Consider the following 24,865-nt stretch of genomic DNA (forward strand, 5'->3'; position numbering starts at 1 on the left):
CGGTATGAGCAACCATCCCCCTGCCCCCACACCGGCGGTGGGACTGATCCCGGCCCCGGCGCGGCTGTCCGACTCGCTGCCCGGCGGCGGGATGGGACACGTCATCGACGCGGAGACCGAGATCCAGGCGGGCCCCGGCACCGAGCGGGTCGCGCAGTGGCTGCGCGCCACCGTCGGTGCGGCCACCGGATACCCGCTTCCGCCGCACACGGACAACTGGAACCGCATCCTGCTGCGGATGATCCCCTCGCTCGCCGAGGAGCTCGGCGGCCCGGAGGCGTACCGCTTCACCGCCGACGGCTGTGCCGTCGCCATCGACGGGGCGAGCGAGGCGGGTGTGTTCCGGGGTGCCCAGACCTTCCGTCAGCTGCTCGGTCCGGACGCCTTCCGCCGGGCTCCCGTCGTGAGGAAGGAGGAGTGGGAAGTCCCCGCCGTCACCATCCATGACGCCCCCCGCTTCGCCTGGCGCGGCCTCATGCTCGACGTGTCACGGCATTTCATGCCCAAGGACGATGTCCTGCGTCATCTCGATCTGATGGCCGCCCACAAGCTCAACGTCCTCCATCTCCATCTCACCGACGACCAGGGCTGGCGGATCGAGATCAAGCGCTACCCGAGGCTCACCGAGGTCGGCGCCTGGCGGGCCCGCACCAAGTACGGGCACCGGGCTTCGCCGCTGTGGGACGAGAAGCCGCACGGCGGTCACTACACCCAGGACGACATCCGTGAGATCGTCGCGTACGCCGCCGAGCGGCATATCACCGTCGTCCCCGAGATCGACATCCCCGGCCATTCGCAGGCGGCCATCGCCGCATATCCGGAACTGGGCAACACCGACGTCATCGACACAACCTCCCTGACGGTCTGGGACACCTGGGGCGTCAGCAAGAACGTACTGGCCCCCACCGACAGCACCCTGCGCTTCTACGAGGGAGTGCTGGAGGAGGTCCTCGACCTCTTCCCGTCCACCTTCGTCCACATCGGCGGCGACGAGTGCGCCAAGGACCAGTGGAAGGCGTCACCGGCCGTCCAGGCCCGGATCAAGGAGCTCGGTCTGGCGGACGAGGACGAGCTGCAGTCGTGGTTCGTCCGGCACTTCGACCGCTGGCTCACCGGCCGCGGCCGGCGGCTCATCGGCTGGGACGAGATCCTTCAGGGCGGTCTCGCGCCCGGCGCCGCCGTCTCCTCCTGGCGCGGCTACCGGGGCGGCATCGATGCGGCCACCGCCGGCCATGACGTCGTCATGTGCCCCGAGCAGCACGTGTACTTGGACTACCGCCAGGCCGCCGGGGACGACGAGCCCATGCCCATCGCCTATGTCCGCACCCTCGAGGACGTCTACCGCTTCGAGCCGGTACCCCCGTCCCTCGCGCCCGAGGCGGCCGCGCATGTGCTCGGCACGCAGGCCAATGTCTGGACCGAGGTGATGCAGGACCGCTCCCGCGTCGACTACCAGGTCTTCCCGCGTCTGGCCGCCTTCGCGGAGGTCGCCTGGTCCCGGCTGCCCGCACCCGCCGAACGCGACTTCGCGGACTTCGAGCGGCGAATGACCGTCCACTACGCCCGCCTTGACGCGCTCGGTGTCGACTACCGGCCGCCCGGCGGCCCGTTGCCGTGGCAGCGGCGCCCTGCCCCCGCAGGAATGACGGGGAGCCTCGGACGTCCGATCGAGGGCGCGCCCCCGATCGTGTGAGCCCGGTGCAAGGAGGGATGTGACGCAACAGGGTCTTTGCGAGTGTGGGGGTCGTAGGCGAAAGTCGTACAAGGGGCGCTGAAGGGTGGCAATCCGGCTGCGGTGCTGACGGTGCGAGAAACCGGACTTTTGGTACAGGAAGGTACTTCAGGGGCGAATATGCCCTTCGTGGACCCTCTCGTCGGACAGTTCGGAAGATGTGCCAGAGTTGCCACGTCCGCCCTGTGAGCACGTACGGTACGGCAACACACGCGCGACAGCCGGGACACCGGGAAGGGGCAGCTGGGTGACCACGCACGCACCGCAGACGGCACAGTCGGTGACGCTGCCGGCCTCGCTCGACGAGGCCGTGGCGGCGCTCACCGCCATGCCCGCAGCCGTCCCGGTCGCCGGCGGTACCGACCTCATGGCGGCGGTCAACAAGGGCCGGCTCCGTCCCGCCGGCCTCGTCGGCCTCGGCCGCATCAGCGAGATCCGCGGCTGGCGCTACCAGGACGGACACGCCCTGCTCGGTGCGGGCCTCACCCACGCCCGGATGGGCCGCCCGGACTTCGCCGCCCTCATCCCGGCGCTCGCCGCGTCCGCGCGTGCGGCCGGCCCGCCCCAGATCCGCAACGCGGGCACCCTCGGCGGCAACATCGCCGGAGCCGCGCCCACCGGTGACACCCTGCCCGTCCTGGCCGCCCTCGAGGCGGACCTGGTGATCGCGGGCCCGGGCGGCGAACGCCGTGAGATCCCTGTCTCCCACCTGCTGGCCGGCCGGGAGCTGCTCGGCCCGGCCGAGCTCATCGGCTTCGTACGCGTACCTCTGCTGCACGCCCCGCAGGTCTTCCTGAAGGCCACCGGCCGGACCGGCCCCGGCCGCGCCAGCGCATCCGTCGCCGTCGTGCTCGACCCGGCGCGGCGCGGTGTGCGCTGTGCCGTGGGCGCCATCGCACCGATGCCGCTGCGGCCGCTGGAGGCCGAGCGCTGGATCGCGTCGCTGATCGACTGGGACGGCGAGCGCGGGCTCGCGGGCGAGGCGCTGGCGGCGTTCGGCGAATACGTCGCCGCCGCGTGCATCCCCGACCCGGCGCCGGCCGCGCCGGGGGAGGAGCAGGAGGTGCTGCCGCCGGCCGTACTGCATCTGCGGCGCACCGTCGCCGCGCTGGCCCGACGGGCACTGGGGAGGGCGCTGTCGTGAGCAACGACGACAACACGCGGGAGTTCCCGGAGGGCTTCTCCGACGGCTTCCAGTACGAGACGGGCGGCTGGCAGCCGACCCCGCAGGGCGGCGAGTACGACAGCGAGGCCACGGCCTTCCTCCAGCTGCCGCCCGACGGCGCGTTCGACGCCGCACCGCTCGAGGCGCCGGGCCACGGCTACGTGCCGCCCATGATCATGCCGCTGACCCCGGCCGCCGGGACCGACCCGGGCACGACCGGCAACTGGACGACCCAGTGGCCGGAGCCCGAGGCCGGCGACCCGCAGGCCACCGGTCAGTGGAACTTCCCCGAGGAGCGGGCCCCGGAGCACGCTGCCGCGGACGCGACCGGTCAGTGGAGCTTCCCGTCGGCGGAGGCCGACGTAGCGGCACCGGCGGCCGAGCAGGACCACCGCTACGGCACACCCGCACCCGCGGCGGGCCCCGGCGGAGCGCCGGCCTCGTGGACGACCCTGCCGGGTGGTGCGACGGCGCCGTGGGCGCAGCAGGAGCAGCCCGAGCCGGCGGCCGTGGCCGAAGAGCCCGCCGGATCACCCGACGCCCCCGCCGGATCGTCCGACGCCGCGCCGTCCGCCGCCGACGCCGGGCACGCGCCCGTGCCCGTGGCGGCCGACTCGGCTTCCGCCGAACCCACGGCCGAACCCACGGCCGAACCCACGGCCGAAGCCGCGCCCGTTGCGCCCGTCACGTCCTCCACCGGGAGCGACGAGCACCCCTCCACCTCCTACGTCCTGCGGGTCAACGGCACCGACCGGCCCGTCTCCGACGCCTGGATCGGCGAGTCCCTGCTCTACGTGCTGCGCGAGCGCCTCGGCCTCGCCGGCGCCAAGGACGGCTGCTCGCAGGGCGAGTGCGGCGCGTGCAACGTCCAGGTCGACGGCAGGCTCGTCGCGTCCTGCCTGGTGCCCGCGGCGACCGCGGCCGGCTCCGAGGTGCGCACGGTCGAAGGCCTCGCCACCGACGGTGAACCGTCCGACGTCCAGCGCGCCCTCGCCGCCTGCGGCGCCGTCCAGTGCGGCTTCTGCATCCCGGGCATGGCCATGACCGTCCACGACCTCCTGGAGGGCAACCACGCCCCCACCGAGCTCGAGACCCGTCAGGCACTGTGCGGAAACCTGTGCCGCTGCTCCGGCTACCGGGGTGTGCTCGACGCCGTGCGCGACGTGGTCGCCGAGCGCGCGGCCGCCGCCGCGGCCGCAGCGGAACCGGCCGAGGAAGCCCGCATCCCGCACCAGGCACCGCCCGGCGCCGGTAGTGTGCGGCCCCACCCGCACGACGGAGGCATGGCGTGAGCAACGACGCGGCCACCACTGCGCCCCCCGCGACGGCCGACGGCCAGGAGCCGGCCCCGCCCGTACACGGCCTCGGCGCCTCCCTCCCCCCGGCCGACACCCGCGCCAAGACGGAGGGCACCTTTCCGTACGCCGCCGACCTGTGGGCCGAGGGCCTGCTGTGGGCGGCGCTGCTGCGCTCGCCGCACCCGCACGCCCGGATCCTCTCGATCGACACCTCCGCCGCCGAGCAGATGCCGGGCGTACGCGCGGTGATCACGCACGAGGACATCCCCGGGGACGGCGCCTACGGCAGGCGGATCGCCGACCGGCCCGTCTTCGCCTCGGACATCGTCCGCCATCACGGCGAGGCGATCGCCGCGGTCGCGGCCGACCACCCCGACACCGCACGTCTGGCCGCGGCGGCGATCGCGGTCGAGTACGAGGTACTCGATCCGGTCACCGACCCGGAGAAGGCCTTCGAGGCAGAGCCGCTGCATCCCGACGGCAACCTCATCCGCCACATCCCGCTGCGCTACGGCGACGCGGAGGCGACCGGCGAGGTGATCGTCGACGGCCTGTACCGCATCGGCCGCCAGGACCCGGCGCCCATCGGCGCCGAGGCCGGACTCGCCGTACCGCGCCCCGACGGCGGCGTCGAGCTGTACTGCGCCTCGACCGATCCGCACACCGACCGTGATCTGGCGGCGGCCTGCTTCGGCCTCGAGCCCGAGCGGGTCAAGGTCGTGGTCACGGGCGTGCCCGGCGCGACCGGCGACCGCGAGGACCCCGGCTTCCAGCTCCCGCTCGGACTGCTGGCGCTGAAGACCGGCTGCCCCGTCAAACTCACCGCTACGCGCGAGGAGTCGTTCCTCGGCCACGCCCACCGCCACCCGACGCTGCTGCGCTACCGTCACCACGCGGACGCGGAGGGCCGGCTGGTCAAGGTCGAGGCCCAGCTGCTGCTCGACGCGGGCGCGTACGCCGACGCCTCGTCCGAGTCGCTGGCCGCCGCGGTCGCCTTCGCCTGCGGCCCGTACGTGGTCCCGCATGCGGTCATCGAGGGCTGGGCGGTCCGCACGAACAACCCGCCCTCGGGCCATGTCCGCGGCGAGGGCGCGATGCAGGTCTGCGCGGCGTACGAGGCCCAGATGGACAAACTGGCCGCGAAACTGGGCGTGGATCCCACCGAAATCCGCCTGCGCAACGTGCTGGCCACCGGTGACATCCTGCCCACCGGCCAGACAGTGACGTGCCCGGCACCCGTCGCGGAACTCCTCCAGGCCGTACGTGACTTCCCCCTCCCCTCCCTCCCCAAGGACACCCCGGAGAACGACTGGCTCCTCCCGGGCGGCCCCGAAGGCGCGGGCGAGCCGGGCGCGGTGCGCCGCGGCGTCGGATACGCGCTGGGCATGGTCCACATGCTCGGGGCCGAGGGCACCGACGAGGTATCCACGGCGACGGTCAAGGTGCAGGACGGCAGAGCGACCGTCATCTGCGCGGCGGTGGAGACCGGTTCGGGCTTCACCACCCTCGCCCGCCAGATCGTCCAGGAGACGCTCGGCATCGACGAGGTACATGTCGCCTCGGTCGACACCGACCAGCCTCCGGCCGGCCCCGCGGCCCACGGCCGTCACACCTGGGTCTCGGGCGGCGCGGTCGAGCGCGCGGCGAAGATGGTCCGCACACAGCTGCTGCAACCCCTGGCCCACAAGTTCGGCATGTCCACCGAGCTGCTCCAGATCACGGACGGCAAGATCACGTCGTACGACGGCGTGCTGTCGACGACGGTCACGGAAGCGATGGACGGCAAGGAACTCTGGGCCACGGCCCAGTGCCGCCCCCACCCCACCGAGCCCCTCGACGGGGCGGGCCAGGGCGACGCGTTCGTGGGCCTGGCCTTCTGCGCGATCCGCGCGGTGGTCGACGTCGACATCGAACTGGGCTCGGTCCGTGTGGTCGAGATGGCCGTGGCCCAGGACGTGGGCCGCGTCCTCAATCCGGCCCAGCTGGCCACCCGTATCGAGGCGGGCATCACCCAGGGAGTCGGCGCGGCTCTCACGGAGAACCTCCGCACGGCCCGCGGCCTGATCCGCCACCCGGACCTGACGGGCTACGCCCTCCCGACATCCCTGGACGCCCCGGACATCCGCATCGTGAAACTGATCGAGGAACGGGACGTGGTCGCCCCCTTCGGCGCCAAGCCGGCGAGCGCGGCACCGGTGGTGACCTCCCCGGCAGCGGTGGCTTCAGCGGTGCGCGCCGCGACGGGCCGCCCCATCAACCGGCTTCCGATAAGGCCGCAGACGGCGGTGGCCGCTCCCCACGCCTAGGCCCTGTCCGGGCGATCTTGTCGGGCCCGCGGCGACAGCTACGGCACCTCGCTGTGTTGTCGGAGTCGCCCAAGTACGTCCAGTACGAGGGCGATCCTCCGCCTTGCGATGCACCGCATCTGACGCCGCAGGCTGATCCTCGAAGATCGCCCGGACAGGGCCTAGCCACGCGCGGCGGGTTGAGGCCACGGGCCCATGGTGCCGGTCCGCCCTCGGCCGGTTCGGCGCGTATGCGGCGCAGGTCCTGAAGGGTTGAGGTTCAGTGGCGGTCAGCCGGCGTGCCCGGCGGCTCACCGGGCCGCGCGCCGTGTCGGTGCCGTTCATGGATACCGGTGCCGGGCGACAATGATCCCCTGCACAGCCGGGTCCCACGCGCGCTGTATCGCTCTGCGCAGCTGCGTCTTCCTGGCGCTCTCGGTCAATGGCCGGCCGGGCCGGGCGGAACGGGAGCGTCATGAGTGGTGGTAGCGCCTGGACCGGGGCGGCGGTTGCGGCCGTCACAGCCGGCTATGCGCTGTTCTCGCGACGACTGGCCGCAACGGCGGTGTCGGCGCCGATGGTGTTCACCGGCTTCGGGGTGCTCATCGGGCCCGTGGGGCTGGACGTTCTCGACCTGCGCCACGATGCCGGCCCGGTGCTGACGCTGGTCGAGGCTGCTCTGGCCCTGGTGCTCTTCGCCGATGCGATGACGGTGCGCCGCCGGGACCTGCGCACCGGCGGCTTCCTGCCCCTGCGTCTGCTGGCCGTCGGCCTCCCTCTGAGCATCGGGGCGGGCTGGCTGCTGGCCTGGCCCTTGCTGCCGGGACTGACGATGTGGGAGTTCGCGCTGCTCGGCGCGATTCTCGCTCCCACCGATGCGGCGCTCGGCAAGAGCGCCATCGCCAGCCCGCGTGTCCCGGCTGTCGTACGCAGGGGACTCCACGTCGAAAGCGGCCTCAACGACGGTCTGGTGCTGCCGTTCTTCCTCCTCTTCCTTGCCGCGATTCCCGGCACGGCGACGGCGGAGGAAGGAGCGAGCGGAGTCTTCTGGCGGGCGCTGGTGCTCAGCACCGCGCTGGGGCTCGCGGGAGGGTGGCTCGGTGGACGGCTGCTGTGTTGGTCGCGCGCGAAGGGCTGGGTGACGCGCGAATGGCGCGAGGTCTTCGTTCTCGCCGTGGCCTTCGGCTCGTACAGTCTGGCGGTCGCCACGGACGGAAGCGGGTTCATCTCCGCATGGGTTGCGGGCTTCGCCTTCGGCGTCGGTCTGCGGAGCCAGGAACCGGTCGCCGGGGAAGGGGCGGACGAGCGGACTGCCGACCTGGCCGAGTACTTGGGCGGGCTGCTGGCCACGTTGAGCTTTCTCGTCTTCGGCGCGGTGTTGCTCGGCCCGGCGCTGGAGCACCTTGACTGGCGGATCGTCACATACGCAGTGCTCAGTCTGACGGTGGTCAGGATGATGCCGGTGGCCCTCTCGCTGGCCGGGAGCAGGTTCCGGCTGCCCACCGTGGCCTACATCGGCTGGTTCGGGCCCCGTGGCCTGGCGTCCATCACGTTCGGACTCCTGGTGGTGGAGGAGCACGTTCCCGGTATCGACCTGCTGGGCACGGTCATCTCGGTCACCGTCGGCCTCAGCATTCTGCTGCACGGCGTGTCGGCCGTCGCCCTCGCCGACCGCTACGGCGGATGGTACGAGGGCGAGACCGCCGTCACGCCCGACCTGCGCGAGGGAACAGGCGTGGCGGAGGCCGCCGAGCGCCGGCAGCCCGGCCACCGGCGCCTGCGGTGACAGCGAACGGCGGCAGCCGCCGCGACGCCGCCGGGTCCGCCGGGCGGCCGGAGCGGCTGCTCCGCCGGCCGGGGCCGCACTGCGCCGGTGTGTCAGGGTCCGCAGGCCGCTCGTCGGGGCCGCCGACCGCCCCTGTGGGCCGACAGGTTCGGTCCCGGTGCGCCGAGCTGCCTCCCGCCCGGACGATCGCTCGACAGGCAATCCGCCCGGAAGGGCCTTACGGTCGAGCGGTAGGTGCTGTACCGGCGGCGGCCCTGCCGCCCCTGACCCGCCTTGCGACACCATTCAGGAGACGATCCGACATGGCCACTGCATCTGAAACCCCCGTCCTGGACACCCTCGCTGCGATGACGATCGACTCGGTCGAGCGGTGCGGGCTCGCCCCGGACATGCTCATGCTCACCCGCATCGCGGCCCTCGCGGCCTCGGACGCTCCGCCGATTTCCTACGTCGCCCACATCGACCCCGCCCTCAAGGCCGGCATGAACGCCGAGCAACTGCAGGACGTTCTGGTCGCCATCGCCCCCATCGTGGGCACCGCCCGTGTCATGACGGCAGCCGGCAACATCGCCCGAGCACTCGGCATCGCCATCGCCGTTGCCGACGCCGAGGCGGAGGCCGAGGCCAGGGGCTGAGCGTGGACACGTTGCCCGGTGCGTAGAGCCACCGGCCGCGCCCGGCACCGATGACCGACGCGGCCGACGGACGAGCGGGCGGTCCCGATCGGGACCGCCCGCTGTCCTCGGGCAGCGTCGCGCCATCGGCTGCCGGAGACCGTGGCGGGATTCGAACCCACGTAACTCGCTTTGCAGGCGAGCCCCTCAACCACTCGGGCACACGGTCATGTGGTCCTGGTCATGTCCGGTTCCCATGCTCAGGTCCAACTCCTCGACCGTAGGCGGGGTGTGGGGCACGGCTCAAGCGTCCCGGCACGGCTGCAATGCGACTGCCACATCCCGTTCATGGTCGTACGACGAAAGGACCAGCCGGAGCCCGGTCCTCCGACAGGGCCCAAGGTGAGGAACGCCCCTTACCCTGGGGCCCATGACCGCCCTGGAACCCCGTGACACCGAGGTCACGCCGCCGCCCTTCGACATACCCGCGTCCCCGGCTCCCGAGCAGGGCACGGGCGGGGTCCTCGGCAAGGAGCATCGCGCGCTCAGCATCGGCATGGTCTCCGTCGTCCTGCTGATCGCCTTCGAGGCCACGGCTGTCGGTACCGCCATGCCGGTCGCCGCGCGCGAGCTGCACGGCGTCGCCCTGTACGCCTTCGCCTTCTCCGCGTACTTCACCACCAGCCTGTTCGGCATGGTCGTCGCGGGCCAGTGGTCCGACCGGCGCGGGCCGCTGGGCGCGCTCGCCGGCGGGATCGTGGCGTTCGCCGCCGGGCTGCTGCTGTCCGGGACCGCGAGTGCCATGTGGGTGTTCGTCATCGGCCGCGCCGTCCAGGGACTCGGCGGCGGACTGGTGATCGTCGCGCTGTACGTCGTGGTCAGCCGCGCCTACCCGCAACGCCTCCAGCCCGCGATCATGGCGGCGTTCGCGGCGAGCTGGGTGATCCCTTCCGTGGTCGGCCCGCTCGCCGCCGGGACGGTCACCGAACACCTCGGCTGGCGCTGGGTCTTCGTCGGCATCCCCGCGCTGGTCGTCCTGCCGCTGGCTCTCGCGCTGCCCGCGATCCGTCGCATGGCCTCAGGGCCCGCCGACCCCGCGGCCCCGATGCCCGCCTTCGACCGCCGGCGCATCCGGCTGGCCCTCGGCATCTCGCTGGGCGCCGGGCTGCTCCAGTACGCCGGACAGGACCTGCGTCCGCTCTCGGCGCTCCCCGCACTCGCGGGCGCGGCGCTGCTCGTACCGTCCGCCCTCGGGCTGCTGCCCCGCGGGACCTACCGGGCGGCGCACGGCCTGCCGTCCGTCGTACTGCTGCGCGGCATTGCCGCCGGTTCCTTCATCGCCGCCGAGTCGTTCGTGCCGCTGATGCTCGTCACCCAGCGGGGACTGTCCCCGACGATGGCCGGGATGTCGCTGGCGGCCGGCGGGGCGACCTGGGCGCTCGGGTCGTACGTACAGGCCCGGCCGCGGACCGAGCCGTACCGCGAACAGCTGGTCGTCATCGGGATGGTCCTCGTCGCGGCCGCCATCGCGACCGCGCCGAGCGTGCTGATCGAGGCGGTCCCGGTGTGGATCGTCGCCGTCGCCTGGGGTTTCGGCTGCTTCGGGATGGGCCTGGTGCTCGGGTCGACGAGCGTGCTGCTGTTCAAGCTGTCGGCGCCGGAGGAGGCGGGCGCGAACTCCGCGGCCCTTCAGATCTCCGACGCGCTGTCGAACGTCCTGCTGCTCGCGGCCGGCGGCGCGGCCTTCGCCGCGCTGGGGGGCGGCGCCGTGGGCGCGGCCCACGGCGTGGCGGGCGGCGCGGCGAGCTCGCACCCGGCGGCCTTCGCGGCGGTGTTCCTGCCGATGGCGGGGGTGGCGCTGGCGGGGGCGTGGGTGGGGACGCGGCTGCGGGTGCGCTGAGCCGTGCCGGGTGCGTGAGCGAGGCGCCGAGCGGTCCAGGGGGCGGTGCGCGGGCACCCCGTCACCGTCCCGGCGGCGGACAATAAGCGATGGTGCTCGCAGCGGTCCGAGGCCTATCGTCCGTCCCATGCCGGAGCTGACCATCCCGCTCACCGAAGAAGAGTGGGCCGCCCTCGCCGACCTTGCCGATGCGCAGGGCCGGTCCGTCGAGGACGTCGCACTCGACGCGCTCCGGCACCACACCGATGCCGAGCAGAGCCGCGTACGCCATCACGCGCTGCGCCTCGCCGTGCGGCACGCCTCTCTCCTGAAACGGCTGGGGGAGTGACCGGAGTGAAAGCCACCAGGCACCTCACCGTCGCCGAGATCACCGAGCTCGCCGTGATCGCCTTCGGGCGGCGGCCCGAACTGCGTACCGCAGGACTGCTCGAATCCGCCGTACACCGGCCCCGGGCACGGATGTTCGGGGTGTCGGCGTACGAGGACGCGTACGAGCAGGCGGCCGCACTGCTGCATGCCCTGGCGACGAACCACCCCTTCGTCGACGGCAACAAGCGGACCGCATGGCTCGCCGCGGCCACGTTTCTCGCGGTCAACGGCGTGGATCTCGCCGACGCCGACAAGGACGCCGCATACGACCTGGTCATCGACGTGGCGTCCGGCGCCACGGCCGAACTGGCGGAGATCGCCACGCGGCTGCGCGCCCTGTGAGCTGAGTCGCACCTTCCGGTGGCACGCCGCACGTTCGCCCGGACCGGGACCGGGGCCCCGGTAGGGTGGCCCGGTTGTCGTACGTAACGACCCGGGCCGCAACGACGCATCCCGTACCGAACCGCGCCCGCCACCGCCGAGAGCACACCGGAGACCGTGACTACTACCGCCTCCCACCATCTCTCACCCGCCTTCCCCGGCCGTGCCCCCTGGGGTACGGCGGGCAAGCTGCGTGCCTGGCAGCAGGGCGCCATGGAGAGGTACCTCCAGGAGCAGCCCCGCGACTTCCTCGCCGTCGCCACGCCCGGCGCCGGCAAGACCACCTTCGCGCTCACCCTCGCCTCGTGGCTGCTGCACCACCATGTCGTGCAGCAGGTGACGGTCGTCGCACCGACGGAGCATCTGAAGAAGCAGTGGGCCGCCGCGGCGGCACGGATAGGCATCAAGCTCGACCCGGAGTACAGCGCGGGGCCGTTGAGCAAGGAGTACCACGGGGTCGCCGTGACGTACGCGGGCGTCGGCGTGCGGCCCATGCTGCACCGCAACCGCTGCGAGCAGCGCAAGACCCTGGTGATCCTCGACGAGATCCACCACGCCGGTGACTCCAAGTCCTGGGGCGAGGCCTGCCTGGAGGCCTTCGACCCGGCGACCCGGCGTCTCGCCCTCACCGGTACGCCTTTCCGGTCCGACACCAACCCCATCCCCTTCGTCGCGTACGAAGAGGGCAACGACGGCATCCGAAGGTCGTCCGCCGACTACACCTACGGCTACGGCAACGCGCTCGGCGACGGTGTCGTCCGGCCGGTCATCTTCCTCTCGTACAGCGGCAACATGCGCTGGCGCACCAAGGCCGGTGACGAGGTCGCCGCCCGCCTCGGCGAGCCCATGACCAAGGACGCGATCTCGCAGGCATGGCGCACCGCGCTCGACCCGCGCGGCGACTGGATGCCGAACGTGCTGCGCGCCGCCGACCAGCGGCTGACCGAGGTCAGGAAGGGCATCCCGGACGCGGGCGGGCTCGTCATCGCCTCCGACCAGGACTCGGCCCGCGCCTACGCCAAGCTGATCCGCGAGATCACGGGCACCCGCGCCACCCTCGTGCTCTCCGACGAAGCGGCGGCGTCCCGGCGCATCGAGGAGTTCAGCGACAGCACCGACCGCTGGATGGTCGCGGTCCGCATGGTGTCCGAGGGCGTCGACGTGCCACGCCTCGCGGTCGGCGTGTATGCGACGACCATTTCGACCCCGCTGTTCTTCGCACAGGCCGTGGGCCGTTTCGTACGATCCCGGCGGCGTGGCGAGACCGCGTCCGTGTTCCTGCCGACGATCCCCGGCCTCCTCGGTTTCGCGAGCGAGATGGAGGTCGAGCGTGACCATGTGCTCGACAAGCCGAAGAAGGACGGGGAAGAGGACCCCTACGCCGAATCCGAGAAGGAGTTGGCGGAGGCCGAGAAGCAGCAGGACGAGGACACCGGCGAGCAGGACATGCTCCCCTTCGAGGCGCTGGAGTCCGACGCGGTCTTCGACCGGGTGCTGTACGACGGTGCCGAGTTCGGCATGCAGGCGCACCCCGGCAGCGAGGAGGAGCAGGACTACCTCGGCATCCCGGGGCTGCTCGAACCCGACCAGGTGCAGCTGCTGCTGCAGAAGCGGCAGGCGCGGCAGATCGCGCACAGCCGCAAGAAGCCGGACGCCGAGGCGGACCTGCTGGAGCTGCCCGCCGAACGGCGGCCGGTGGTCTCCCACAAGGAGCTGCTCGAGCTGCGCAAGCAGCTGAACACGATGGTCGGGGCGTATGTGCACCAGAGCGGCAAACCGCACGGTGTGATCCACACCGAGCTGCGGCGGGTGTGCGGCGGCCCGCCCAGCGCGGAGGCGACGGCGGGTCAGATCCGGGAGCGGATCAAGAAGGTCCAGGAGTGGGCCACCCGGATGCGCTGAGGAGCCGACTGCCGAACAGGCGCAATACGGTGCGTAGTAGGGCATGCCGCACCGGGTGTCCGGGACCGGTGAGCCGGGTGCGGCGAGGCCTCACGGCGGCGCAGCGTACCCGGTGAGAGGCCGCACCGCCCGGATTCTGGACGAGGGCTTCCGCTGAGCGGTGCCGGTCGCTACTGTCCCCGCAATGCAAACGCCCCGTGGCAGCGCCGCCGCGGAGCGCAGTCGGTGTGCTCTTGCCTGCCGGCGGCCTCTGGGTGCGTCGCCGATGGGACCGGTGCCGCTGTTTCTTTCGGAGGACCGCCGTCACTCACTCCGAAGGAGGGGGCGCTGTGACCGCGGAAACGTCTCAGACGCTCGACCGGGGACTACGTGTCCTCAAGCTGCTCGCCGATACCGACCACGGGCTGACCGTCACCGAGTTGTCCAACAGACTCGGCGTCAACCGCACCGTCGTCTACCGTCTGCTCGCCACGCTCGAGCAGCATGCCCTCGTCCGGCGTGACCTCGGGGGTCGCGCCAGGGTGGGACTCGGCGTGCTGCGTCTCGGCCGGCAGGTGCATCCGCTCGTACGCGAGGCAGCGTTGCCCGCGCTGCGCTCGCTTGCCGAGGACATAGGGGCGACGGCTCATCTCACGCTGGTCGACGGCGCGGACGCCCTCGCGGTCGCCGTCGTCGAACCGACCTGGACGGACTACCACGTCGCCTACCGGGCCGGGTTCCGGCACCCGCTGGACCGGGGGGCGGCCGGCAAAGCGATCCTCGCGGCCCGGCAGGCCAAGAACCCCGAGCCCGGCTACACGCTCACCCACGGCGAACTCGAGGCGGGCGCGAGCGGCGCGGCCGCGGCACTGGTCGGCGTGACCGGGATCGAGGGCAGCGTGGGAGTGGTGATGCTCGCGGACTCCGTCCCGGAACGGGTCGGCCCCCGTGTCGTCGACGCCGCCCGCGAGGTGGCGGACGCACTGCGCTGACGGGGCGGCGTCGCTTGTCGCCGCCCGGCGGAGGACGCCCGGTCACGCCGGGCGTCTCGCCGCTTCCGGGCACCGGACTCCGCACCCGGGCAAGGACGTTCCATCCCAGCCCCGTGCGTCGCTGTGCGGCTTCGGTGGTCTCGGCCGCGTGCCTGCGGCGACGGGTGTGCGGCCCCGCTGGTCTCGGCCCCGCGTCCTCGGCGCCCCGGCAGCTACATTGACTCCGTGCTCTCCAGTCTCACGCGCTCCCGTGCCCTCGCCGTCTGCGCCCTGCCCATTGCCGCGCTGGTCGCCGTCGCGGGGTTCGCGCCGCTGCCGTTCGTCGTGGCCGAGCCCGGCATGACCGCGAACGTGCTCGGTGAGCACCGGGGCAAACCGGTCGTCACCATCTCCGGCGCACCCACCCGTACCACCGAGGGCGCACTGCGGATGACCACCATCCTGGCGACCGGACCGTCCGCCGAGGTCGGGCTCGGCGACGTGATCGACGGCTGGTTCCGTACGGACCAGGCGATCCTGCCGCGTGAATCCGTCTATCCGGCCGGCCAGTCCGACAAGGAGGTCGAGCGGCGCAACGTCAAGGACATGGAGGAGTCCCAGGACGACGCGACCCGTGCCGCGCTCTCCTACCTCGACGAGGACCCGGCCAAGGTGAAGGTCACCCTTCATCTCGCCGACGTCGGCGGGCCCAGCGCGGGGCTGCTGTTCTCGCTCGGGATCATCGACAAGCTGGACGGCAACGGCAAGGGCGGCGACCTCACCGGCGGACGCAGCATCGCCGGCACCGGCACGATCACTGCCGACGGCAAGGTGGGCGAGGTCGGCGGTGTGTCCCTGAAGACCCAGGCGGCCAAGCGGGACGGGGCGACCGTCTTCCTCGTCCCCGAGGGAGAGTGCTCCGACGCCCGGGCCGAGCTCCCCGAAGGGCTGCGGCTGATCCCGGTCACCACCCTCAACGGCGCGGTCGAGTCACTTCGGGCTCTGGACACGGGCGGGAAGGTTCCGAGCTGCTGACCTCCCGGCGGCCGTCCATCTCCCGCCAGCACGGGAAAGCCGCCGGTGCGAGTTCGCCAGGAAGTACAGCCCGCCGAGCGTGAGCAGCGCCGCCGTCAGGCCCGCCTGCTCGATCACAAAGCCTGCCGCCAGTCCCCCCAGCGGGGTGGTCATCAGGACACCCTTTGCCGGGGCTTCCCGTGATCTGCAGGGCGAACCACGGGACACCGATGAGCGTGAGGGAGTTGTCGGTGATCGATACGGCGTTGGCGGTCAGTACGGCGGCGAGCGGGCCGCCGCGGACCGCACCCGCCGCGGCCTCCCGCGGGTCGTGTCCCCCCTGCCCCCTCATGCCAGGCGGGTGGTGCCCACCGGCGCCTGCTGGACCAGACGCAGACCCAACTGGACGAGTGTCCACCCCACTTGGGTACGCAGCGGCTCACGCGGCAGCCGGCGGGCGGCTGCCGTGCGGAGCTCCTCGCCGCGCAGCTCGTGCAGATACAGATGTATGTCGGCGTGCATGTCCTGATGTCCCCTCGTTCGGTGGAGCGCTGAGTGGTGTGCACGTAACGCGGTGGAGCGCAAAGTGGCGTGCACGTCATTCGGTGGAGCGCGGAAAGGCGTGCAAGTGCATACGGACCTGGGCGGCGCCCTCGGTGTCAGGGCCGGGAGCGAGGGCCCGGTAGCTCTCGATGAGTGCGTGCACCTTCTCGTTGAGCTCGTGGGCCTGTTCGGGCGTCAGGCGCAGGGTGAAGTCGCTCATGTCGGAGCTGCGCCGCCACACGTCCGGCCAGTCCCGCGCGGTGGCGAGCCAGGTGGCGATCTCCTGGGCGTGGATGTTCGCGATCTCGTGGATGAAGAAGTCGGCGGCCCCGCGCACTTCGGGGTCGGGGTCGGTGTAGAGCGATTCGTCGAAGGCCGTCCCTTCCGCCCCGGCCTTCCACCACCGCTCCCTGCCCTTGCCGCGCTCAGGGTCGTCCTCGACGAAGCCGTGGGCGGCGAGCTGGCGCAGGTGATAGCTGGTGGCGCCACTGGACTCGCCCAGCCTGTCGGCCAGTTGGGAGGCCGTGGCGGGACCGTCGTGGCGCAGGGTGGAGAGCAGGCGCATCCGCAGGGGGTGCGCGAGACCGCGCAGGGAGCGCGGGTCGAGTGTGCGGTATTCGCGTGGTGCGGGCGTGTGGTCCTCGGGTGGTGCGGGTGTGCGGTCCTCGTTCTCGGCCATGATGCAAAGGTAGCCTTGCAAAGAAGTCGTTGCAACGCTTTTTGCAAAGATTCCTTTGCGACTGTTCGTCGGCCCCGGCTCAGACCTCCCGGTCCCTGGCCGCCTGCTCCACGAGCGGGATGATCCGCAGCGGAACCGGGTTCTCCATCACGATCGCCGTGGAGGCCCGCACGATGCCCTCGAAGCCGACCACCCGGTCGATCACCCGCTGCAGATCCGCGTTGGAGCGGGCGACGAGCCGGCAGAGCATGTCGCCGTGGCCGGTGGTCGTGTGCAGCTCGAGCACCTCGGGCACGGTCGCCAGATGCGCCCGTACGTCCGCACCCTGGCCCTGTTTGATCTCCAGCGTCGCGAACGCCGTGACCGGATAGCCGAGAGCGGCCGGGTCGACATCCGGCCCGAACCCGCGGATGACGCCGTTCGACTGAAGGCGGTCCAGCCGCGCCTGGACCGTCCCGCGGGCCACGCCCAGCCGCCGGGACGCCTCCAGTACGCCGATGCGCGGTTCGCGCGCCAGCAGCATGATGAGCCTGCCGTCCAGATGATCGATCGCCATGGCGTCTCCCGAGTGGTCATCCTGTACAGAACGCCCCTACATCCTGCATTCGGTCTGCGCATATTGACCAGTCGGGAGGCGAACTATTGCGCACCTTGTGGATGGGGTGGAGTCTGCCCACATGACTGAGACCATCGATCACCACCCGACCACCGAGCGCGAGGCCGATCCCTTCCCGGTGAAGGGCATGGACGCGGTCGTCTTCGCCGTCGGCAATGCCAAGCAGGCCGCGCACTACTACTCCACGGCCTTCGGCATGAAGCTGGTCGCCTACTCCGGACCGGAGAACGGCAGCCGCGAGACGGCCAGTTACGTGCTCACCAACGGCGCGGCCCGCTTTGTCCTCACCTCCGTGATCAAGGCGTCCACCGACTGGGGCCACTTCCTCGCCGAGCATGTCGCCGAACACGGCGACGGTGTCGTCGACCTGGCCATCGAGGTGCCGGACGCCTACGCGGCCTACAAGTACGCCACCGAGCACGGCGCCACCGGCATCACCGAGCCGTACGAGATCAAGGACGACCACGGGGTTGTCGTCCTTGCCGCCATCGCCACGTACGGCACGACGCGCCACACGCTCGTCGACCGCTCCCGTTACGAGGGCCCGTACCTTCCCGGCTTCGTGGCCGCCGACCCGATCGTCGAGCCGCCCGCCAAGCGCACCTTCCAGGCCATCGACCACTGCGTGGGCAATGTCGAGCTCGGCAGGATGAACGAGTGGGTCGCGTTCTACAACAAGGTCATGGGCTTCACCAACATGAAGGAGTTCGTGGGCGACGACATCGCCACCGAGTACTCCGCCCTGATGTCGAAGGTCGTCGCCGACGGCACGCTGAAGGTGAAGTTCCCGATCAACGAGCCGGCGATCGCCAAGAAGAAGTCGCAGATCGACGAGTACCTGGAGTTCTACAACGGTGCCGGTGTGCAGCACATCGCGCTCGCCACGAACGACATCGTCGCCACCGTGCGTGCCATGCGTGCCGGGGGGGTGCAGTTCCTGGACACCCCCGACTCGTACTACGACACCCTCGGCGAGTGGGCCGGTGAGACCCGCGTGCCCGTCGAGACGCTGCGCGAGCTGAAGATCCTGGTCGACCGTGACGAGGACGGCTACCTGCTGCAGATCTTCACCAAGCCGGTCCAGGACCGCCCGACCGTCTTCTTCGAGATGATCGAGCGCCACGGCTCGATGGGCTTCGGCAAGGGCAACTTCAAGGCCCTGTTCGAGGCGATCGAGCGCGAGCAGGCCAAGCGCGGCAACCTGTAGCACCGGCCGGTCCCGTCACCGCGGCCCCACGGATCATCCGTGGGGCCGCACGACTGCCGAGGGACGGCGGCGGCGCACAAGGCGACGGGCACCGGCTCTCGCGTCAGTTGCCGACAGGTGCCGCGGGCGACGCGGCGGATCCCGGTACGGAACCCGCCGCGCCCGCCGGTCCGGCGTCGGAGCGGGCGGGCTGCTCCGGGTGGATCGGCGCGGCCGTCCTGGCCGATCCCGGCGGCGCGGTGGACGTGCCCGGCGCAGATGTCCCCGGGCTGCCCGGAGCGGCCGCCGCGGACGGCGGCACCGGGGAAGAGGACTGCGCGGGAGCCGGCTCCGGAGTCCCCGGCTGCGGGCTCACGCCCGCCGTTCCGGACTGCCCGTCCGTGGCCTCACCCGAGCCCGAGCCCGGCCCCGGCTCCCTGCCGGACCCCTCCTGCGGCCGCCCGGCCGCCTCTTCCCCCGACGGCTCGCGCGATTCCTGGTCCTTCTTGTCCAGCGTGAACTCACCGTCGGCGTCGTCGCCGAACATGTCGTCCGGCCCACCCGCGGGGGGCTCGCCGAGTGCCTTCAGCGCCTCCCTGGCCCGCGGTGCGAAGAGAGGCGAGAAGTCCGGGTTGATCCGCAGTGCCTCCTCCAGATGCCGTCGCGCCGGACCGTAGTCCTCCAGCGCCCGCTCGATCTGCCCCCGGTGGTACGCGAACAGCGCGCTGCGCATGCCCGGCGCCGCCACCGGCTTCAGGAACGGCAGTGCCTCCTTCGGACGGTCCGCCTTGTGCAGGGCCCAGGCCATCGCGTCCGCCACGTACATGCTCCGGTGCCCGCTCCGCCACTCGGCCTGGAGCATGCGCACCGCCTCCTGCGGATCGCCGTGGTCCGCCTCGAGGCGCGCCAGGACCAGATCGTTGTCGACTCCGTCGTCGGCCGCGTCCTCGACCAGCTCGCGCAGCCGCTCGTACTGCGTCGTCGCGTCCCCGTCCAGGCCCATCGACTCGTACAACTCGCCCAGTTCCAGAGCGTATTCGGGCAACGGCACCTGGGAGAGCGCCTCCTGGTAGTCGCGGACGGCCTCGTCGGTGCGCCCCAGGGCCGCGAGCGCCCTGGCCCGGCCCGCCCACGAGCGGTGGCTCTCCGGCGAGGCGTCCAGCGCCGCCGAGAAGGTGCGCACGGCCTCGGCGGGCTCGCCCCGCTCCCACACCAGCTCGCCCAGCTGGTGCAGTGCCGCCGCTCGAGCCACCGGGGTCGCGGCCTTCGCCGCCGCGTCGTACGCCAGCGCCGCCGCGTCCTCGCGCCGGCCGCGCACCCAGTAGATCTGCGTTTCACGCTCCAGCACCTGCGGGCCCGAGCTGAGCTTGCGCAGTGTGTCCAGCGACCTGCCCGCGGCCTTGTGGTCGCCGAGCCCGCTGTAGGCGTCGATCAGCACCGCATGCGCCCGCCAGCGCCTCGGCTTCTGCCGGACCGCGCTCTCGCCCAGGGTGCGCGCCGCCGCGAAGTCGTGCCGGGCGGCGGCCAGCGCCGCGAGACCGATCAGCGCATCCGTGTTGCCCTCCTTGGCCGGCAGCACATCGAGCGAGCGCTTCAGTGCGTGCTCCGCCTTCGGGTACTGCTCCGAATCCGCGAGCCGCGAGCCCCGCTCCACATACGCGGCCCCCAGTACCGCCCACGACTCGTCGTCGCGGGGGTGATCGCTGACCCACCGTTCACGGTCGGCGATGAGCGCGGACAGATCGGGCAGGGAGGCGGGGACGCCCGTGCCCGCCGCCGCCCTCGCCCGCGTCACCGCCCCAGGCGAGGGACGCGGGTTGTCGCCCCAACCGGGCGCGAGCAGGACCACCCCGGTCACCAGCGTCGCGCCGACCAGCGTGCTGACTGCCGCTTTCTTCAGGGTTTCGCTCTTCATGGCGCTCACTGTGCGTCAGCGGAATGTCAATACGAAGAACACACTCGGGGCTGCCCGGCGGAACGCACACGGGTTCACACCGATGGCCCCTGGTGTCAGGCTGAAGGACATGGACGATCTTCTCCGGCGACTGCGCGCCGGCCTCCCTGCCGAAGCCCTCATCACCGACCCGGACGTCACCGTCTCCTACGGGCACGACATGGCGAGCTTCTGCGACGCGGGCACCCCCGCCGTCGTCGTCCTGCCGCGCACCGTCGAACAGGTGCAGCACGTCATGCGCACCGCGACCGAGCTGCGGGTGCCCGTGGTGCCCCAGGGCGCCCGCACCGGGCTGTCCGGCGCCGCCAACGCCTCCGACGACTGCATCGTGCTGTCCCTGACCAAGATGGACCGCATCCTGGAAATCAGCCCCGTCGACCGCATCGCCGTCGTCGAACCGGGTGTCGTCAACGCGACGCTGTCGCGTGCCGTGGGCGAACACGGTCTCTACTACCCGCCGGACCCCTCCAGCTGGGAGATGTGCACCATCGGCGGGAACATCGGCACCGCGTCGGGCGGACTGTGCTGCGTCAAGTACGGCGTGACCGCGGAGTACGTCCTCGGACTGAAGGTCGTCCTCGCCGACGGGCGGCTGATGTCGACCGGCCGGCGCACCGCCAAGGGCGTCGCCGGCTACGACCTGACCAGGCTGTTCGTCGGCTCCGAGGGAAGCCTCGGCGTCGTTGTCGAAGCCGTCCTGGCGCTGCGCCCGAAGCCACCGGCGCAGCTGGTCCTGGCCGCCGAGTTCCCCTCCGCTGCCGCCGCCTGTGACGCGGTCTGCGCGATCATGGAGGGCGGGCACACCCCCTCGCTCCTCGAGATCATGGACCGCACCACCGTCCATGCCGTCAACAAGCTGGCCTGCATGGGTCTGCCCGAGTCGACCGAGGCGCTGCTCCTCGCGGCCTTCGACACCCCCGAACCCGCCGCCGACCTGGCTGCCGTCGGCGCGCTGTGCGAGGCGGCGGGAGCGAGCGAGGTGGTCCCCGCAGAGAGCGTCGCCGAGTCCGAACTGCTGCTCCAGGCGCGGCGGTTGTCACTCACCGCCCTGGAGACCGTCAAGTCGGCCACGATGATCGACGACGTCTGCGTACCGCGTTCGAAGCTCGGCGCGATGATCGACGGCACGGCCGCGATCGCCGAGAAGTACGACCTCACCATCGGCGTCTGCGCCCACGCGGGCGACGGCAACACGCATCCCGTCGTCTGCTTCGACCACACCGACCCCGACGAGTCCCGGCGCGCCCGCGAGTCCTTCGACGAGATCATGGCGCTCGGCCTGGAGCTGGGCGGCACCATCACCGGCGAACACGGCGTCGGAGTACTCAAGAAGGAATGGCTGGCCCGTGAACTCGGCCCGGTGGGGCTGGAACTGCAGCGCGGCATCAAGCAGACGTTCGACCCGCTCGGAATCCTCAACCCGGGCAAGCTCTTCTGAGCCGTCGCCGGGTGCACGGCGGTCGCCGCGTGCACCCGCTTACGCCGGGGGGCGCGCCGCCGTTCCGCTCAGCTGTCCACATCCTGATCCTGCGGACGGTCGTCGGCCACGGTGGGGGCGAGCAGTTCGGCGAGAGCGTCGTCGATACCGAGACGCTCGGACTCGCAGCCCGGCGGAAGCACGCGCAGTGTCCGCTCCAGCCACGCGGACACCACCTCGGACGAGGCCTCGAGCAGCGCCTCCCCGTCGGGTGAACTCAGCGCCAGGAGGATGACGTTGCACCCGTTGCGCTTGGTCGGCCAGAGCCGTACATCGCCGTTGCCGCTCGGCCGGAACACTCCCTCGACCAGCAGTTCACGTGCGAAGGTCCAGTTCACGGGGTGCTCGGAGTGGATGTGGAAGCTGATGTGCACGGCGTACGGGTCGGCCGTCCGGTAGGTCAGCCGGGTCGGGACGGCAATGCTGTGCTCCGGCGACAGCACCAGATCCAGCTCGAGTTCGCGTTCCACCATGGTGTGCATCGGAGTGCTCTTCCTTTCCGCTCGTCCTGCGGTTCTGTCGTCTGTTCCGCTGTTCTGCCGGGACCCGGTGAACGGGTCCCACCGACGGAGAGCGGCTTCCCGCGCGGTGATGACGCGACTTCCGGCAACAACTTTCTGTGATCGGGCAGTGACCGGAAAGTGGCCGTTCCGGCGGGACTGGCCCAGCGGCGCGCGGCGGTCTGATAGATGTGGAGCCCTGAATTGCGGCTCGAGGAGATACGGGACCACGGTGATGAGCGCCCCAACCCCGGCAACCGGCGACGGCAGCCCCACGCCCGGCTACTACCCGGACCCGTCCATTCCTGGATATGTCCGGTACTGGAACGGTGCTGCCTGGGTGCCAGGCACCAGCAGGCCCGCGCCCTCCTCGGGCGAGGCGATGCCCGCGGCCCCCGGCTCGGCGGCCCACGCCCCGGCCGCGGTCGAGGAGACCGGCCCGGTCTTCCTCGACGAGGATCCCGGCGACGCGTCCGCGCGTTCCGCGACCCCGTCCGAGCAGCCGATGCGTCCCGAGCCCGCCAGCGCCTGGCAGGCCGACGCCTCGCGCCAGGCGGGCTTCGGGGGTGACCGCGACAACCGCGTCTCCTGGGGCGGCACGGGTACGGGCGGGCAGGATCCGCGCCTGCCCGCACAGCCCGGACCGTCCGCACCGGCGGCCGATCCGCGCAACGCCGTCGACCCGACCGGCGGCGCCCTGCCCGGTGTGCGCTCGGTGAGCGCCGCCGCCCCCGGCGGGGGTGAACCGCCGGTGGACGGCACGGTCGCCATCCGCGCGCTGCGACCGAAGCCCGGCGCCGGCACGGGAGCAGGGGCCGGCACGGGCGCCGCCGAGGACTCCCTGAACCGGGGCGCCCAGCCGCCCACCGACGGCACCGTCACCATCCGCGCGCAGCGCCCCGGCCCCGGCACGGGGCAGGGCGACGGCATGACCGCCCGGTCGATGACCCCCGGCAGCCCCGCCGCCCCCGCCCCGCAGCAGCCGCAGACCCCGTCCCCAGCAGCGGCAGCGGACCAGCAGGTCCCGGCACAGCCGGCGCAGCCGCAGTCACAGGCGCCCCTCAGCAGCGGAGCCGGCGGCGGTGCGGCCTCCTGGGCGCAGCAGGTCCATCAACTCGGCCGGCCCGGCCCCCTGTCCGAAGCCGGCGAGCCGCCGGTCGTGCCCTGGAAGCCGCCGGCCAACGACCCGTTCCTGCAGGCCGCCCAGGCCCAGGCGGCGGCCCGCCCGGCATCGCTCGGCAAGCGCCTCGCCGCCCGGCTGGTCGACACCCTGCTGCTCGGCGCGCTCGTCGGCGCCGTCGGTGTACCGGTCTTCGCCCAGGCCCGCGCCCACATCGACGACAAGATCGAGGCGGCCAAGCTGTCCGGTGAGACGGTGACCGTCTGGCTGATCGACGGCACGACCGCGGTCCACCTCGGCATCGTCCTCGGGGCGCTGCTGCTTCTCGGTGTGCTGTACGAGGCGCTGCCGACCGCCAAGTGGGGCCGCACGCTCGGCAAGAAGCTGTGCGGCGTCAAGGTGATGGACATCGAGTCCCACGAGCCGCCCACGTTCGGAGCGGCTCTGCGCCGCTGGCTCCTCTACAGCGTGCTGGGCCTGCTCGTCATCGGCGTGGTCAACGTCCTGTGGTGCCTGTTCGACCGTCCCTGGCGGCAGTGCTGGCACGACAAGACGGCGCATACGTTCGTGAGCTGACCCGGCGCCGTACGCCGCCCGGAGGCGTTCCCCCGAACGCGCGCGAGCCGTTGCGGGGCCCTTCGGGCCGGGGTGCACTGCCCCCATGAGCAACGTTCAGCCGCCGCCCGGCGAGCCGCCCGAGGAAGACCCCTTCCGCAAGAAGCCACAGGAGCCGCAGCCGCCCCAGGAACCGCAGGGACCCGGGCCGGGACAGGGTCCGCCCGCCGGCTCTCCGTACGGCCAGGGTCAGGGTGGAGGCTCCCCGTACGGTGGCGAGGGCGGCGCAGGCGGTGGCGGGCAGCCCCCGCCGTACGGGGGCGGAAATGCCTACGGCGGTCCGTACGGCGGTGCGGACCCCCTCGCGGGGATGCCACCGCTCGCCGACTTCGGCAAGCGGTTCCTCGCCCGGCTCATCGACGTATTGATCATCGCCATCCCGCTGGGTCTGCTCTCATGGGCCGCCGGCGGCTTCGACATGGCCACGGACGGCGACAGCTGGGACGAGATCACGAACCAGGTCAACACCGGCCGCCAGTGGCTGTGGTCGCTGATCTCCGTTGTCGTCTACGTCGGCTACGACACGTTCCTGACCAAGCGCAGCGGTCAGACACTCGGCAAGAGCATCATGAAGCTGCGCGTGGCCATGCTCAACGACGGCCGGACCCCGGACACCAGCGCGGCGCTGTTGCGCGCCGCCGTGCTCTGGGTGCCCGCGCTGCTGTGCTGCTTCTGCGTCTGGTGGCTCGTCATCATCATCACGGTCATTGCCGACCGGCCCTACCGTCAGGGCCTGCACGACAAGGCGGCCAAGACGGTGGTGGTCTCCGCCGCCTAGC

General features: G+C 71.9%; 21 protein-coding genes and 1 tRNA gene. 16 read left to right on the forward strand and 6 right to left on the reverse strand.

Annotated elements, in window-relative coordinates; all coding sequences use genetic code 11:
- Positions 1 to 4 precede the first annotated feature (4 nt).
- From OHS70_RS23200 to OHS70_RS23225, 6 genes are all read left to right on the forward strand, one after another.
- A complete protein-coding gene (locus tag OHS70_RS23200) occupies positions 5 to 1,693 on the forward strand; it encodes a beta-N-acetylhexosaminidase (protein WP_328400072.1) in 1,689 nt (562 codons plus the stop codon).
- A gap of 286 nt (positions 1,694 to 1,979) precedes the next feature.
- On the forward strand, positions 1,980 to 2,876 hold the full coding sequence (locus tag OHS70_RS23205) for an FAD binding domain-containing protein (protein WP_328400074.1): 897 nt from the start codon (positions 1,980 to 1,982) through the stop codon (positions 2,874 to 2,876).
- Positions 2,873 to 4,189 (forward strand): 2Fe-2S iron-sulfur cluster-binding protein, encoded by a 1,317-nt coding sequence (locus OHS70_RS23210; protein WP_328400076.1) that lies wholly within the window; start codon positions 2,873 to 2,875, stop codon positions 4,187 to 4,189. The genes OHS70_RS23205 and OHS70_RS23210 overlap by 4 nt, the downstream gene beginning before the upstream one ends.
- A complete protein-coding gene (locus OHS70_RS23215; RefSeq protein ID WP_328400078.1) occupies positions 4,186 to 6,501 on the forward strand; it encodes a xanthine dehydrogenase family protein molybdopterin-binding subunit in 2,316 nt (771 codons plus the stop codon). Before OHS70_RS23210 ends, OHS70_RS23215 begins: the two co-directional genes overlap by 4 nt.
- A 454-nt stretch (positions 6,502 to 6,955) precedes the next feature.
- Complete coding sequence (locus OHS70_RS23220) at positions 6,956 to 8,266, forward strand: cation:proton antiporter (protein ID WP_328400080.1); 1,311 nt, start codon at positions 6,956 to 6,958, stop codon at positions 8,264 to 8,266.
- Positions 8,267 to 8,568: 302 nt separating this feature from the next.
- The gene (locus OHS70_RS23225) at positions 8,569 to 8,901 is read left to right on the forward strand and encodes a carboxymuconolactone decarboxylase family protein (RefSeq protein WP_328400082.1); all 333 of its coding nucleotides are present in this window, start codon (positions 8,569 to 8,571) and stop codon (positions 8,899 to 8,901) included.
- Between the two features lie 136 nt (positions 8,902 to 9,037).
- Here the strand turns inward: OHS70_RS23225 and OHS70_RS23230 are convergent.
- Positions 9,038 to 9,109, reverse strand: a tRNA-Cys gene (locus OHS70_RS23230).
- A 201-nt stretch (positions 9,110 to 9,310) separates the two neighbouring features.
- Here OHS70_RS23230 and OHS70_RS23235 point away from each other — a divergent pair.
- From OHS70_RS23235 to OHS70_RS23260, 6 genes are all read left to right on the forward strand, one after another.
- Positions 9,311 to 10,780 (forward strand): MFS transporter, encoded by a 1,470-nt coding sequence (locus OHS70_RS23235; RefSeq protein WP_328400084.1) that lies wholly within the window; start codon positions 9,311 to 9,313, stop codon positions 10,778 to 10,780.
- Positions 10,781 to 10,907: 127 nt separating this feature from the next.
- Entirely contained in the window at positions 10,908 to 11,108 is a 201-nt protein-coding gene (locus OHS70_RS23240) for a hypothetical protein (protein WP_328400086.1), read from the forward strand.
- A 5-nt stretch (positions 11,109 to 11,113) separates the two neighbouring features.
- Positions 11,114 to 11,491 (forward strand): type II toxin-antitoxin system death-on-curing family toxin, encoded by a 378-nt coding sequence (locus OHS70_RS23245; RefSeq protein WP_328400088.1) that lies wholly within the window; start codon positions 11,114 to 11,116, stop codon positions 11,489 to 11,491.
- A gap of 156 nt (positions 11,492 to 11,647) precedes the next feature.
- The gene (locus OHS70_RS23250) at positions 11,648 to 13,432 is read left to right on the forward strand and encodes a DEAD/DEAH box helicase (protein WP_328400090.1); all 1,785 of its coding nucleotides are present in this window, start codon (positions 11,648 to 11,650) and stop codon (positions 13,430 to 13,432) included.
- A 329-nt stretch (positions 13,433 to 13,761) separates the two neighbouring features.
- On the forward strand, positions 13,762 to 14,403 hold the full coding sequence (locus tag OHS70_RS23255; RefSeq protein ID WP_328400092.1) for an IclR family transcriptional regulator: 642 nt from the start codon (positions 13,762 to 13,764) through the stop codon (positions 14,401 to 14,403).
- A gap of 225 nt (positions 14,404 to 14,628) precedes the next feature.
- Positions 14,629 to 15,417 carry a YlbL family protein gene (locus OHS70_RS23260; RefSeq protein ID WP_328400094.1) on the forward strand — a complete coding sequence of 263 codons (789 nt, stop codon included), beginning with the start codon at positions 14,629 to 14,631 and terminating at the stop codon, positions 15,415 to 15,417.
- Positions 15,418 to 15,744: 327 nt separating this feature from the next.
- Here the strand turns inward: OHS70_RS23260 and OHS70_RS23265 are convergent, their stop codons facing one another.
- The 3 genes from OHS70_RS23265 to OHS70_RS23275 form a co-directional block, all read right to left on the reverse strand.
- The gene (locus OHS70_RS23265) at positions 15,745 to 15,918 is read right to left on the reverse strand and encodes a hypothetical protein (protein ID WP_328400096.1); all 174 of its coding nucleotides are present in this window, start codon (positions 15,916 to 15,918) and stop codon (positions 15,745 to 15,747) included.
- 76 nt (positions 15,919 to 15,994) lie between these two features.
- Complete coding sequence (locus OHS70_RS23270) at positions 15,995 to 16,618, reverse strand: ArsR/SmtB family transcription factor (protein WP_328400098.1); 624 nt, start codon at positions 16,616 to 16,618, stop codon at positions 15,995 to 15,997.
- A gap of 79 nt (positions 16,619 to 16,697) precedes the next feature.
- Positions 16,698 to 17,174, reverse strand: a complete 477-nt coding sequence (locus OHS70_RS23275) for an Lrp/AsnC family transcriptional regulator (RefSeq protein WP_328400100.1) — start codon at positions 17,172 to 17,174, stop codon at positions 16,698 to 16,700.
- A 121-nt stretch (positions 17,175 to 17,295) separates the two neighbouring features.
- Between OHS70_RS23275 and hppD the strand changes: the two genes are divergently transcribed.
- Positions 17,296 to 18,441 (forward strand): 4-hydroxyphenylpyruvate dioxygenase, encoded by a 1,146-nt coding sequence (hppD, locus tag OHS70_RS23280; protein WP_328400102.1) that lies wholly within the window; start codon positions 17,296 to 17,298, stop codon positions 18,439 to 18,441.
- 103 nt (positions 18,442 to 18,544) lie between these two features.
- On the opposite strand, the gene OHS70_RS23285 is transcribed toward hppD, so the two are convergent.
- On the reverse strand, positions 18,545 to 20,335 hold the full coding sequence (locus tag OHS70_RS23285) for a tetratricopeptide repeat protein (protein ID WP_328400104.1): 1,791 nt from the start codon (positions 20,333 to 20,335) through the stop codon (positions 18,545 to 18,547).
- A 109-nt stretch (positions 20,336 to 20,444) separates the two neighbouring features.
- Here OHS70_RS23285 and OHS70_RS23290 point away from each other — a divergent pair, with 109 nt between their 5' ends.
- Complete coding sequence (locus OHS70_RS23290; RefSeq protein ID WP_328400106.1) at positions 20,445 to 21,812, forward strand: FAD-binding oxidoreductase; 1,368 nt, start codon at positions 20,445 to 20,447, stop codon at positions 21,810 to 21,812.
- Positions 21,813 to 21,880: 68 nt separating this feature from the next.
- Here OHS70_RS23290 and OHS70_RS23295 read toward each other — a convergent pair whose 3' ends face one another.
- Entirely contained in the window at positions 21,881 to 22,333 is a 453-nt protein-coding gene (locus OHS70_RS23295; RefSeq protein WP_328400108.1) for an SsgA family sporulation/cell division regulator, read from the reverse strand.
- A gap of 253 nt (positions 22,334 to 22,586) precedes the next feature.
- Between OHS70_RS23295 and OHS70_RS23300 the strand changes: the two genes are divergently transcribed.
- Together OHS70_RS23300 and OHS70_RS23305 are read left to right on the forward strand one after the other, a co-directional pair.
- Positions 22,587 to 24,047, forward strand: coding sequence for an RDD family protein (locus tag OHS70_RS23300; protein WP_328400110.1), 1,461 nt, complete (start codon positions 22,587 to 22,589; stop codon positions 24,045 to 24,047).
- 85 nt (positions 24,048 to 24,132) lie between these two features.
- Positions 24,133 to 24,864, forward strand: a complete 732-nt coding sequence (locus OHS70_RS23305; protein WP_328400112.1) for an RDD family protein — start codon at positions 24,133 to 24,135, stop codon at positions 24,862 to 24,864.
- The last annotated feature ends 1 nt before the right edge of the window (position 24,865 follow it).

It is taken from the genome of Streptomyces sp. NBC_00390, from assembly GCF_036057275.1.
Taxonomy (GTDB): Bacteria; Actinomycetota; Actinomycetes; order Streptomycetales; family Streptomycetaceae; genus Streptomyces.

Coding starts and splice junctions, on each gene's coding strand:
- OHS70_RS23200 (WP_328400072.1), top strand. CDS start 5: ATGAGCAACCATCCCCCTGCCCCCACACCGGCGGTGGGACTGATCCCG.
- OHS70_RS23220 (WP_328400080.1), top strand. CDS start 6,956: ATGAGTGGTGGTAGCGCCTGGACCGGGGCGGCGGTTGCGGCCGTCACA.
- OHS70_RS23225 (WP_328400082.1), top strand. CDS start 8,569: ATGGCCACTGCATCTGAAACCCCCGTCCTGGACACCCTCGCTGCGATG.
- OHS70_RS23235 (WP_328400084.1), top strand. CDS start 9,311: ATGACCGCCCTGGAACCCCGTGACACCGAGGTCACGCCGCCGCCCTTC.
- OHS70_RS23240 (WP_328400086.1), top strand. CDS start 10,908: ATGCCGGAGCTGACCATCCCGCTCACCGAAGAAGAGTGGGCCGCCCTC.
- OHS70_RS23265 (WP_328400096.1), bottom strand. CDS start 15,918: ATGCACGCCGACATACATCTGTATCTGCACGAGCTGCGCGGCGAGGAG.
- OHS70_RS23270 (WP_328400098.1), bottom strand. CDS start 16,618: ATGGCCGAGAACGAGGACCGCACACCCGCACCACCCGAGGACCACACG.
- OHS70_RS23275 (WP_328400100.1), bottom strand. CDS start 17,174: ATGGCGATCGATCATCTGGACGGCAGGCTCATCATGCTGCTGGCGCGC.
- hppD (WP_328400102.1), top strand. CDS start 17,296: ATGACTGAGACCATCGATCACCACCCGACCACCGAGCGCGAGGCCGAT.
- OHS70_RS23285 (WP_328400104.1), bottom strand. CDS start 20,335: ATGAAGAGCGAAACCCTGAAGAAAGCGGCAGTCAGCACGCTGGTCGGC.
- OHS70_RS23290 (WP_328400106.1), top strand. CDS start 20,445: ATGGACGATCTTCTCCGGCGACTGCGCGCCGGCCTCCCTGCCGAAGCC.
- OHS70_RS23295 (WP_328400108.1), bottom strand. CDS start 22,333: ATGCACACCATGGTGGAACGCGAACTCGAGCTGGATCTGGTGCTGTCG.
- OHS70_RS23300 (WP_328400110.1), top strand. CDS start 22,587: ATGAGCGCCCCAACCCCGGCAACCGGCGACGGCAGCCCCACGCCCGGC.
- OHS70_RS23305 (WP_328400112.1), top strand. CDS start 24,133: ATGAGCAACGTTCAGCCGCCGCCCGGCGAGCCGCCCGAGGAAGACCCC.